This is a genomic window from Pseudomonas brassicae (assembly GCF_010671725.1).
In the GTDB taxonomy this organism is placed as follows: Bacteria; Pseudomonadota; Gammaproteobacteria; order Pseudomonadales; family Pseudomonadaceae; genus Aquipseudomonas; species Aquipseudomonas brassicae.
Genome location: NZ_JAAHBU010000434.1, coordinates 1 through 11,905 on the forward strand (window position 1 = coordinate 1; position 11,905 = coordinate 11,905).

At 65.6% G+C, this 11,905-nt stretch carries 7 protein-coding genes and 3 pseudogenes; 8 read left to right on the top strand and 2 right to left on the bottom strand.

Going from position 1 to position 11,905, the window contains the following annotated elements:
• Positions 1-30 precede the first annotated feature (30 nt).
• A pseudogene (locus tag G3436_RS23810) lies at positions 31-1,342 on the bottom strand (MFS transporter).
• A 68-nt stretch (positions 1,343-1,410) separates the two neighbouring features.
• Positions 1,411-2,724 (bottom strand): L-fuconate dehydratase, encoded by a 1,314-nt coding sequence (locus tag G3436_RS23815; RefSeq protein ID WP_163950214.1) that lies wholly within the window; start codon positions 2,722-2,724, stop codon positions 1,411-1,413.
• A 101-nt stretch (positions 2,725-2,825) separates the two neighbouring features.
• On the opposite strand from G3436_RS23815, the gene G3436_RS23820 reads away from it, so the two are divergent.
• The 8 genes and pseudogenes from G3436_RS23820 to G3436_RS23850 all read left to right on the top strand — a co-directional run bounded on the left by G3436_RS23820 (position 2,826) and on the right by G3436_RS23850 (position 11,808).
• Positions 2,826-3,791 carry a LysR substrate-binding domain-containing protein gene (locus tag G3436_RS23820; RefSeq protein WP_163950217.1) on the top strand — a complete coding sequence of 322 codons (966 nt, stop codon included), beginning with the start codon at positions 2,826-2,828 and terminating at the stop codon, positions 3,789-3,791.
• Positions 3,792-3,806: 15 nt separating this feature from the next.
• On the top strand, positions 3,807-4,772 hold the full coding sequence (locus G3436_RS23825; protein ID WP_163950221.1) for a LysR family transcriptional regulator: 966 nt from the start codon (positions 3,807-3,809) through the stop codon (positions 4,770-4,772).
• A 166-nt stretch (positions 4,773-4,938) separates the two neighbouring features.
• Positions 4,939-6,486, top strand: a complete 1,548-nt coding sequence (locus tag G3436_RS23830) for a UxaA family hydrolase (RefSeq protein WP_163950224.1) — start codon at positions 4,939-4,941, stop codon at positions 6,484-6,486.
• 38 nt (positions 6,487-6,524) lie between these two features.
• Positions 6,525-8,110 (top strand): annotated as a pseudogene (locus G3436_RS23835) (aldehyde dehydrogenase (NADP(+))).
• Positions 8,103-9,053 carry an Ldh family oxidoreductase gene (locus tag G3436_RS23840; protein ID WP_243667287.1) on the top strand — a complete coding sequence of 317 codons (951 nt, stop codon included), beginning with the start codon at positions 8,103-8,105 and terminating at the stop codon, positions 9,051-9,053. The pseudogene G3436_RS23835 and the gene G3436_RS23840 overlap by 8 nt, the downstream one beginning before the upstream one ends.
• On the top strand, positions 9,026-9,163 hold the full coding sequence (locus tag G3436_RS28005) for a hypothetical protein (RefSeq protein WP_243667288.1): 138 nt from the start codon (positions 9,026-9,028) through the stop codon (positions 9,161-9,163). Before G3436_RS23840 ends, G3436_RS28005 begins: the two co-directional genes overlap by 28 nt.
• Before the next feature lie 22 nt (positions 9,164-9,185).
• Complete coding sequence (locus G3436_RS23845) at positions 9,186-10,406, top strand: fumarylacetoacetate hydrolase family protein (RefSeq protein ID WP_163950228.1); 1,221 nt, start codon at positions 9,186-9,188, stop codon at positions 10,404-10,406.
• An 89-nt stretch (positions 10,407-10,495) separates the two neighbouring features.
• Positions 10,496-11,808: pseudogene (locus G3436_RS23850) on the top strand (MFS transporter).
• Positions 11,809-11,905 lie beyond the last annotated feature (97 nt).

Below are 11,905 nucleotides of genomic sequence, written 5' to 3' on the forward strand. Positions count from 1 at the left end.
GCCAGCGAAGGACGCGCCGCCGACATCAGATCAAGCCTGGGTTTTTTCCTCCTGCCCCTGGCGCAACCGCGTGCTGATCAACGCCGCCAGCACCAGCAACCCGGCAATCACCCACAGCCCATTACGCGTGCTGCCCGTGGTCTGCTCGATCAAGCCCATCACCGACGGCGACGAAACCGCCGAACAACCCGCACATGGTCACGAACGCCAGGCCCGCCGCCAACGCACTGCCGCTCAACCGGCTGGACGGGAACACGAAGATGATCGACTGCACCACGAACAGCATCAGCGCCGTCAGCGAGAAGCCCACCAGGCCAATGAACGAACTGGAAAGCGACGCAATCACCAACCCCGCCGCCATGGTCAGCAAGCCAAAGAACATGATCATCCGGCAACGTGTCGGCGTGGTCGCCAGCCGCGGGAAGGTCGCCGCACCAATCGCCGCCGCAATCCACGGTACCGAGGTCAGCAGGCCGATCTCGAACGGCGACAGCGTGCCATACGTACCAATGATGCCCGGCAGGAAGAAGATCACGGTGTAGATGGTGATCTGGTGCACGAAGTACACCGCGATTGCCAACCAGATCTGCTTGTCACGGAACATCTGGCTCAAGCGGGTCTGTGGTGGCGCGGCTGCCTTTTCAGCGCTCAGGCGCTGCTCGATGTCCCGCTTGTCGGCCGCCGACAGCCATTTGGCCGAGGCCGGGCCGTCCGGCAGCTTTTTCCATACTACGTACGCCAGTGCCACCGCCGGCAAGCCTTCGATGACGAACAGCCACTGCCAGCCATGCCAGCCCAGTATCCCGTCCATCTGCAGCAACGCACCGCCCAGCGGCCCGCTGAGGATGTTGGCCAGGCACACGCCCAACAGGAAGTAACCGGTGGCCCGCGCGCGCTGCTCGCGGTCGAACCAGTAGGTCAGGTACAGCATCACCCCCGGGAACAGCCCGGCTTCAGCTACCCCGAGCAGCAGGCGCATGATGTAGAACGAGGTCTCGCCCTGCACGAAGGCCATGCCGGCCGACAGCAGGCCCCAGGTGATCATGATGCGGGTGATCCAGAACCGCGCGCCCACCCGGTGCATGATCAGGTTGCTCGGCACCTCGGCCAGCGCGTAGGTCAGGAAAAACAGCCCGGCGCCCAGGCCGTAGGCGGCGGCCGAAAGCCCCAGGTCGATGCCCATGCTGGCCTTGGCCAGGGCAATGTTGGTGCGGTCCAGAAAGCTCATCACATAGACGATGACGAGCAGCGGCAGCAGTTTGCGCAGCAGCAGGTTGTTCAGACGGTTTTCGGCCGGCACGGCAGGTGCGGCGGCCACGGTCGCGGTATTGAGGATTGTCATTATTGTTAACCCCGGTATTGATGGTCTGGCCCGCTGCCACGCAGGGCGGCAGCGGGCGAGCGTAGCGATCAGGTGCGAGCGATATCGAGCCACACCTGGCCGTTGGGATACTGGTAGCGCTCCAGTGTTTCAGCGTGCATTTCGATGCTGTAGCCAGCGCGCTTGGGTGGCATGTAGCGGCCGCGGCGGATCACCACCGGGTCGATGAAGTGTTCGTGCAGGTGATCGACATACTCCAGCACGCGGTTGTGCAGCGAGGCCGAGACGGCGATGTAGTCGAACAGCGCGATATTCTGCACGTATTCGCACAAACCCACACCCCCACCGTGCGGGCACACCGGCACGTCGTACTTGGCGGCCATCAGCAGCACGATCAGCACCTCGTTCAGCCCGCCCAGGCGTGCCGCGTCCAGCTGGCAGAAGTCCAGCGCGCCGGCCTGGAACATCTGCTTGAACATCACCCGGTTGTGGCAGTGCTCGCCCGTGGCAACGCCAATCGGGGCGATGCGCTGGCGGATGGCGGCGTGGCCAAGAATGTCATCCGGGCTGGTCGGCTCCTCGATCCACAGCGGTGCGAACGCGGCCAGGCGGCGCATGTTGGCCACCGACTCGTCGACGCCCCACACCTGGTTGGCGTCCATCATCAGGGTGCGTTCCCAGCCCAGCTCGTCGCGCAGGATGCCGGCGCGACGGATGTCGTCTTCCAGGTTGGCGCCGATCTTCTGTTTGACGTAGGTCCAGCCATCGGCCACCGCTTCGCGGGTCAACTGGCGCATTTTCTCTTCGCTGTAACCCAGCCAGCCCGGCGCGGTGGTGTAGCCGGGGTAGCCTTCGCGCAGCATCTGCGCCTCGCGCTCGGCCTTGCCCGGTGCGTTGCGGCGCAGCAGCGCGATGGCTTCCTCGGGGGTGAGCACGTCGGTGACGTAGCTGAAGTCCAGGCAGCGCACCAACTGTTCGGGCGTCATGTCGGCCAGCAGCTTCCATACCGGCTTGTCTTCGTGCTTGGCCCACAGGTCCCACAGCGCGTTGACGATGGCAGCGGTGGCCAGGTGGATCACGCCTTTTTCCGGGCCCAGCCAGCGCAGTTGGCTGTCGCCCACGGTGAAGTTGTGCCAGAACGCGCCCATGTCGGCGGTGATTTCTTCCAGCGTCAGGCCGACCACCAGCGGTGCCAGCGACTGAATGGCCGCCACGCAGATCTCGTTGCCGCGCCCGATGGTGAAGGTCAGGCCGTGGCCTTCCAGGCCGCCGACATCGGTGTGCAGCACTACATAGGATGCCGAGTAGTCCGGGGCACTGTTCATCGCGTCGGAGCCGTCCAGCGACAGCGAGGTAGGGAAACGGATGTCGCGAACGCTCAGGTGGGTAATTCGAATGCTCATGGCGGGCTCTTGTTCTCGGTGACCACTTGGAGACCCGACTGTAGGTTGCCGAGCGATACAGGCATAATCGCGGTTTCCTAAGCAGGGATACCAAATTCGATATGTCTCTGATGCCACATGCCGACCCGCTGCTGCCGCGCAGCCTCGGCACACTGAAGATCTCCAGCCGGCAGATCACCTTGCTCAATGCGCTGGGTGAGTTCGGCAACCTGCGCCGCGCTGCTGCCGCGATGCACACCACCCAGCCCGCCGCCAGCCTGCTGCTGCAGCAGTTGGAGGAGCGCCTGGGGGTACGCCTGTTCGAGCGTTTGCCACGCGGCATGCAGCCCACGCTGTACGGTGAGGTGATGATCCGCTATGCCCAGGGCGCACTGCACGAGTTCGAGCACGCCCAGGCACAGATCGCCGAACTGGCGCGCGGGGCCATGGGCCTGGTGCGGGTGGGCACGGTGATGGGCCCGGTGCCGCGTCTGTTGACCGGCGCGGTGCTGGCCTATAAGCGCGACCACCCCAAGGTGCGCATCAGTATCGAGGTGGGCACCAGCGATACCTTGCTGCCAGCGCTGCTGCGTGGTGATTTCGACGTGGTACTGGGGCGCCTGCCGGACCAGGGCGACAGCCAGGACCTGGACATCGAGCTGTTCGACATCGGCGAGCAGATGCGCGTGGTGGCCAGGGCAGGGCACCCGCTGGCCGGTGCAGCGGCGTTGCAGCTGGCCGACCTGGTGACGCTGACCTGGATCCTGCACCCGATCGGCAGCCCCATGCGCCGCCGGGTCGAAAGCGCATTGCAGGCCGGAGGCATGGTGCAGTCGCTGGATATCGTCGAAACTGCCTCGATCCTGGCCACCACCGCCATGCTCGAAGCGTCGGACATGATTGCGGTAGTGCCCAATGACGTGGCCGAGCATTATGCGCGCTACGGCATGGTCGCCATCCTGCCGGTCGAACTGCCCATCTCGATGGTCAACCTGGGCCTGCTGACCCTGCGCTCGCGCCCACGTTCGGTGGCGCTCAATACCTTGCTGCATTACCTGCGGGCGCAAATCCATGCGCCCTCACTCTGAATAGGCAGTGCGCCGATGCCCACCGACATTACCCACTCCAGCTTCTGCAACTGGGTGCGCTTCAAGCACCTGGTGCTGATCGACACCCTGGCGCGCACGCGCAACATGCACACCACCGCCGCGCGCATGAACCTCAGCCAGCCGGCCCTGAGCAAGATGCTGCGCGACCTTGAAGAGCAGTTCGGCTTCGCCCTGTTCGAGCGCCTGCCGCGCAGCATGCCGCCGACCGAACTGGGCGAGTACGTGGTGCGCTACGCGCAGAACGCGCTGGCCGACTCACACACCTTCGTCGACCAGGTCAACCGTTTGCGCAAGGGCGGGCACGGCTACATCAAGGTCGGCGGGATCTTCGCTGCCACCTCGGTGGTGCTGCCCCAGGCCATCGCCGCGATCAAGGCGCGCAGCCCGCTGCTGTCGATCGAGGTGGTGGAGCAGTCCAGCGACTACCTGCTGAGCATGCTCGAACAGAACAAGCTCGACCTGATGATCGGCCGCTTCACCGAGCCGCGTTTCAGCCAGGTGTTCGATTTCCAGGCACTGGAACCCGAGCCCTTCGCCCTGGTGGTCAATAGCAGCCACCCGCTCAATCAGCTTGAGGTCACCCCCGTCGAGGCGCTGGGTGATTGGCCGTGGGTGCTGTACCCGGTGGGCACGCCGATCCGCGAGCGGTTGGAGCTGGCGTTTCGCGCGGCCAACATCGCCACCCCCGCCGACAGCGTCGATACCATCTCGATGCCGATGTTCCTGCAGCTGCTGCAGTCGGGGCCGATGATCGCCATGCTGCCGCGTTCGATGGTTGCCGCGCAGCTCGCCAGCGGCCAGTTCAAGGAGCTGCAGACGCCGCTGCGCCTGGCGCCGCTGGAGTACGGCATCATCACCCGCAAGGACGAGCCGCTGACCGGCTCGGCGCGGGTGTTCGCCGATATCCTGCTGGACTTCGCACAGCAGCGCAGGGCGCAGGAGGGGGGCACGAACGATTGATAAAGCGTGATCCAAAGCGCTTATTGATAACTCTTGGTTATCAGTTGATCGGATCATCTCATTGGGAATCCGGCGCAGGGCTTCGTACAGTCACGGCAGATTCGCCCGACACAGCGCGGGCGTGACGCCATAACAAGAAGTACGCCGTAGTGCCCTGAGAGGTCCCATGCACCTGATAGCCAAGACACGCGACAGCGACGCCGCCGTGATCCGCCTCAACCCCCTGGACAACGTCGTGATTGCCCGCCAGGCACTGCCGGCCGGCCTCGACCTGGAGGCCGAAGCGATCACCGTGCGCCAGCCGATCCCTTCCGGTCACAAGGTCGCCAGCCAGCGCGTGGAGCAGGGCCAGCCGCTGCGCCGCTATGGCCAGATCATCGGCTTTGCGTCGCAGCCGATCGACGCGGGCGAGCATGTGCATGTGCACAACGTGCAGATGGGCGATTTCGCCCGTGACTACGCCTTCGGTGCTGATGCGCACGCCAGTGTCGCCAGCGAAGCCGTCTTCCAGGGCATCGTGCGCGCCGACGGGCGGGTGGCAACGCGCAACTATGTCGGCATTCTGACCTCGGTGAACTGCTCGGCCACCGTGGCCCGCGCCGTGGCCGACCATTTTCGCCGTGACATCCACCCTGAAGCGCTCGCAGCGTTCCCCAACGTCGACGGTGTGGTGGCATTGACCCACGGCGCCGGTTGCGCGGTCGACCCAGCCGGCGAATCGCTGGGCCTGTTGCGCCGCACCCTCGGCGGCTATGCCGTGCACCCCAACTTTGCTGCCGTGCTGATCATCGGCCTGGGCTGTGAAACCAACCAGATCGAAGGCCTGCTGCAAACCCAGGGCCTCACGGCGAGCGCGCAGTTGCGCACCTTCAGCATCCAGGAGGTGGGCGGCACCTCGAAGACCATTGCCGCAGGGATCGAGCAGGTCAAGGCGCTGCTGGCCGAGGCCAACCAGGTACAGCGCGAGACGGTCAGTGCACGTCACCTTGTGGTCGGCCTGCAATGCGGCGGTTCCGACGGCTACTCGGGCATCACCGCCAACCCGGCGCTGGGCAATGCGGTGGACCGCCTGGTGGCCGCCGGCGGCACCGCGATCCTTTCCGAAACCCCGGAAATCTATGGTGCCGAACACCTGCTGACGCGCCGTGCGGTGAGCCAGGCGGTGGGCGAAAAGCTCATCGCGCGCATCCATTGGTGGGAAGCCTACTGCCAGCGCATGAACGCCGAGCTGAACAACAACCCCTCGGCCGGCAACAAGGCCGGTGGCCTCACCACCATCCTGGAAAAATCCCTGGGCGCGGTGGCCAAGGCCGGTTCCAGCAACCTGGTGGACGTGTACGAATACGCCCAGGCGGTCACGGCCAAGGGCCTGGTGTTCATGGACACCCCCGGCTACGACCCGGTCTCGGCCACCGGCCAGGTCGCCGGCGGCGCCAACCTGATCGCCTTCACCACTGGCCGAGGTTCGGCCTACGGCTGCGCACCGGCCCCATCGATCAAGCTGGCCACCAACAACCGCGTGTTCGAGCACCAGCAGGAAGACATGGACGTGAACTGCGGCGGCATTGCCGACGGCAGCACCAGCATCGAGCAATGCGGTGCCTACATCTTCGAACAGATGCTGCGCATCGCCTCGGGCGAGCGCAGCAAGAGCGAACAACACGGCTATGGGCAGAACGAGTTCGTGCCCTGGCAGATCGGTGCCGTGACCTGATCGACCTTCCTCCACCCTTTTTCTGAGGCGACACGCACATGCCATTTTCCGGACACAACTTTATCGCAGGCCAGCGCAGCGCTCAGGGCGACACCCTGGTCTACAGCGTTGATGCACACACCGGCGAGCGCCTGCCGGGCGGCTTCCACCAGGCCACCCTGGCCGAAGTCGACGCGGCGGTGAACGCGGCGACAGCGGCCTTCCCGGCGTTTCGCAACCTGCCTGCGCTGCGCCGTGCCGAGTTTCTTGAAGCCATCGCCGATGAGCTGGATGGCCTGGGTGATGCCTTCGTCGCCTTGACCTGCCAGGAGACGCGCTGCCCAGCGCACGCATCCAGGGCGAACGCGGGCGTACCAGCGGGCAGATGCGCCTGTTCGCCAAGGTGCTGCGTCGCGGCGACTTCTACGGCGCGCGCATCGACCAGGCGCTGCCGACGCGTACACCGCTGCCGCGCCCGGACCTGCGCCAATACCGTATCGGTGTAGGCCCGGTCGCCGTGTTTGGCGCCAGCAACTTCCCGCTGGCCTTTTCCACCGCCGGCGGTGACACCGCTGCGGCCCTGGCCGCCGGTTGCCCGGTGGTGTTCAAGGCCCACAGCGGGCACATGGGCACCGCCGAAAAGGTCGCTGAAGCCTTGCAGCGCGCCGCTGAAAAAACCGGTATGCCGGCTGGCGTGTTCAACATGATCTTCGGTGCCGGCGTGGGCGAGGCCCTGGTCAAGCATGCGGGCATCCAGGCCGTGGGTTTCACCGGCTCGCTCAAGGGCGGTCGTGCCCTGTGCGACATGGCAGCGGCCCGCGCGCAACCCATCCCGGTGTTTGCTGAAATGTCGAGCATCAACCCGGTGCTGGTATTGCCGCAGGCGTTGGCAACCCGTGGTGCGCAAATGGCCAAGGAACTGGCGGGCTCGGTGGTGCAGGGCTGCGGTCAATTCTGCACCAACCCGGGCCTGGTGCTGGGCATTCGCTCGCCGGCCTTCACTGCGTTCATCGAACAACTGGGTGGGCACCTGGCCGAACAGGCGCCACAGACCATGCTCAACGCCGGCACCCTGGCCAGCTATGGCAAGGGCCTGCAGGCCTTGCTCGCGCACCCTGGCATTCAGCACCTGAGTGGCCAGGCCCAGGCCGGCAACCAGGCGCAGCCGCAGCTGTTCGGCGCCGAGGTGAGCCTGCTGCTGGAGCAGGATGAGTTGTTGCAAGAAGAAGTGTTCGGCCCGTGCACCGTGGTTATCCAGGTGGCGGATGAGGCCGAACTGCTGCGTGCCGTGAGGGCCTTGCGGGGTCAACTGACGGCGACATTGCTGGCCGACGAGCAGGACCTGCCGACCTTTGCCCAGTTGTTCGGCGTGCTGGAAGAGAAAGTCGGCCGGGTGCTGGTCAACGGTTACCCGACCGGGGTCGAGGTGTGTGACGCGATGGTGCACGGCGGCCCGTACCCGGCCACCTCCGATGCGCGCGGCACCTCGGTCGGTACCCTGGCCATCGACCGCTTCCTGCGCCCGGTGTGCTACCAGAACGTCCCCGATGCGCTGCTGCCCGATGCGTTGAAGAACGCCAACCCGCTGGGTATCCAGCGCCTGGTCGATGGCCAGCACAGTGATCAGGCGCTCGGCCATGACTGACGCCCGGCGCTATGCCCTCGCGCACCTGAGGCGCTTTGTCGAGCAGCTGTTCGAGAAGGCCGGCGCCGATGCCGAGGTGGCCGAGTCGGTCACCCGCGTGCTGCTCGAGGGCGAGCTGCTCGGCCATCGCACCCATGGCCTGAACCTGGTCAGCCGCTATGTGGCGGGTGTGCTGGACGGGCAGGTGAAGTCCCGTGCACAGGACCTGGAACAGCTCAGCACGACGGGCGTAGCCACGCTGTTCGATGGTCATTACCTGCTTGGCCCGTATTGCGTGGAGCGCGCCCTGGCCTGCGCCGCGCAGGGGGCGAGCGCCCAGGGCATCGGCATCGCGGTGGTGCGCCGTGCCTCGCACATCGGTTGCCTGGCCGCGTACCTCAAACCTTATACCGACCGCGGCCTGGTGGCCGTGGTGTATTCCTCGGACCCGTCGGTGCGGCTGGTGTGCGCGCAGGGCGGGATCGACCCGATCTACACCCCCAACCCGATTGCTGCCGGCATTCCCACCCCGGGTGAGCCGATCCTGCTGGACGTGAGCATGTCCAGCGTGACGCTGGGGCTGCTCGGCCAGTGTCGCGACGCCGGTACCACGCTGGCGCACGACGTATTGATGAGCAACACCGGTGAGCCGAGCAACGACCCCCGCGATTTCTTCACCACGCCCCAGGGCAGCCTGTTGCCGCTGGGTGGGCAGGCATTCGGGCACAAGGGCTTTGCCCTGGCGCTGATGGTCGAGGCGCTGACCTCGGGCCTGGCCGGGCATGGCCGCAAGGATGCGCCGCAGCAGTGGGGCGCATCGGCCACGGCGGTGGTGATCGACCCGCGTCTGTTTGGCGGGCTGGAGGCCTTCACCGGCGAAACCGGATTTGTTGCCGACTGGTGCTTGGCAGCCGCCCGGCCGACCCGCAACGCCCGGTGCGCCTGCCCGGGCAGGCGGGCCTGAAGCTGCGTGAGCAGGCCCTGCGCGAAGGCGTGAACCTGTCGCCGGCCGTACTGGAGGCGCTCAATCAGAGCGCTGCCCAGCTGCATCTGGCGGCATTGACCCCTAACTGAACATCACAACAAGAGTGCAGACATGACCAACCCGATCCCGGCGCACGCGCCACTTGCATTGAGCTTCGATACCGCCGTTTTCGACACTGGCAGCTGGGTAGGGCGGGTGTGGCTGCCGCAGCAGGGGCCAGCCGTGGTGCTGGTCAAGGCCGGCGCAGTGCACGACATCAGCCAGCATGTGGCAACGGTGTCGGCCTTGCTTGAAGTGCCTGAGCCGGCGGCGTACCTGCGTGCCTTGCCATTGGCCGAGGCCTTGATCGACCTGCCGGCGCTGCTGACCAACAGTGATCCGAGCCAGCGTGATGAAACCTTGCCGTGGCTGCTCGCGCCCATCGACCTGCAGGCGGTCAAGGCCGCTGGTGTGACCTTTGCCGCCAGCCTGCTGGAGCGGGTGGTCGAAGAGCAGGCCAAGGGCGACCCGGCCAAGGCCGACGCGATCCGCGACACCCTGGCCAGCCGCATCGGTGCCGACCTGTCGCGCATCGTGCCGGGCTCCAAGCAGGCTGAAGACCTGCGCGCCGTGCTGGTGGAGCAGGGCCTGTGGTCGCAGTACCTGGAAGTGGGCATCGGCCCGGATGCCGAGGTATTCACCAAGGCCCAGCCGCTGTCGGCGGTTGGCCATGGTGCCGACATCGGCCTGCACCCCAAGTCGAGCTGGAACAACCCCGAGCCTGAGGTGGTATTGGCAGTGTCCAGCACCGGTGCCATCCAGGGCGCGATGCTCGGCAACGACGTCAACCTGCGCGACTTCGAAGGGCGCAGCGCCTTGCTGCTGTCCAAGGCCAAGGACAACAATGCCTCGACCGCACTGGGCCCGTTGCTGCGCCTGTTCGACGAGACCTTCAGCCTTGACGATGTGCGCGCTGCCGAGGTGGACCTGCGCGTCGAGGGCCAGGACGGTTTCGTGCTGCAGGGCCGCAGTTCGATGCGCCAGATCAGCCGTGACCCGCTCGACCTGGTGCAGCAGACCCTGAATGAAAACCACCAGTACCCCGACGGTCTGGTGCTGTTTCTGGGCACGCTGTTCGCCCCCAAGCAGGACCGTGACCAGCCGGGCGGCGGCTTCACCCACAAGCTGGGCGATGTGGTGAGCATCAGCAACCCGCTGCTGGGCACCTTGTGCAACCGTGTGACCACCAGCGACCTGGCGCCGCAATGGACCTTCGGCCTGCGCGACCTGATCGACAGCCTGAGCCGGCGTGACCTGCTGGCCGTGGCGGTACGTGCGCGCCTGCCTGCGTGAGGTGCTGCGCTAGCAACAATGGAGCTGTGTGATTGAAGGATCGCCTCGGTGTTTGAATACGCTGCAACAACAATAATAAAGGCCATCGGATGAACGCACTGAAGAAGTATCAACGCATCACCGTCGTGTTTCTGCTGTTGATCGGCATCGTCAATTACCTGGACCGCAGCGCGTTGTCGATTGCCAACACCTCGATCCAGCGCGACATGCTGATCAGCCCTTCGCAGATGGGCATCCTGTTGTCAGCGTTCTCGGTAGCGTATGCCTTCGCGCAACTGCCACTGGGCCTGATCATCGACCGCCTGGGCAGCAAGATCGCCCTGGGCGCCTCGTTGCTGGCCTGGTCGGTGGCGCAGTCGCTGTGCGGGCTGGTCAACAGCTTCGGCGGCTTCATGGGCCTGCGCGTGCTGCTGGGGATCGGCGAGGCGCCGATGTTCCCGTCGGCGGCCAAGGCGCTATCGGAGTGGTTCGATGCCAACGAGCGGGGTACGCCTACCGGCATCGTGTGGTCGTCGACCTGTTTGGGCCCGTGCCTGGCACCGCCGTTGCTGACGCTGTTCATGGTCAACTTCGGCTGGCGTGGCATGTTCATCATTACCGGTGTGATCGGCATCGTGCTGGCGCTGTGCTGGTTGATGTTCTACAAGAGCAAGGCGCAGTACCTGGCCGAGCTGGCGGCGCAGGGTCAGCCGTTGCGCCGTGAGGCACCGGTGTTGCCGGTGGCCGACCCGCAGGCGCCCAAGGTGTCGTATTTTGCCGGCTGGCTCGACCTGTTCAAGCACCGCAGTACCTGGGGCGCGGTGCTGGGTTTCATGGGCGTGATCTACATGCTGTGGCTGCACCTGACCTGGTTGCCGGGCTACTTCGAGCGTGCGCATGGGCTGAACCTGTACAACACCGCCTGGGTGGTGTCGCTGGCGTATGGCTTTGGTGCGATGGGCACCATCGTGGCGGGGCGCTTCTGTGACCTGCTGGTGCGCAGGGGCATGGGCATTCTGGCCGCGCGCAAGTTCAGCGTGATCACCGGGTTGGTACTGGCGGCGCTGTTCACCTTGCCACTGTCGTATGTGAGCGGGCTGACCGGTTGCATCATCTGCTGTGCCTGGCGTTGTTCAGCATCAACATGGCGAGTGCGACGGCGTGGATGATCGTCAATACCATCGTTGATAGCCCGCGGGTGGCGTCGTTCGGTTCGATCCAGAACTTCGGGGGTTACATTGCGGGGTCGGTGGCACCGATCGTGACCGGGTTCAGCATCCAGTATTCGGGGTCGTTCAATACGGCGTTCATGATCAGTGCGGTGGTGGCGCTGTGTTCGGCGCTGGCGTACTTCCTGTTGCTCAAGGCGCCGATCGGGGCGCGTGAGGTGGCGCCCGAGCAGGTGGCGGGGGTGACGCAGTAGGTTGCGTGTGAATGCACGGTGCATCAGGCATACCGCGTGCGTCGGTTTTACTGGCGCTGCGCGCCAGATCTCGAGCAAGCATGCTCCCACGGCCTGC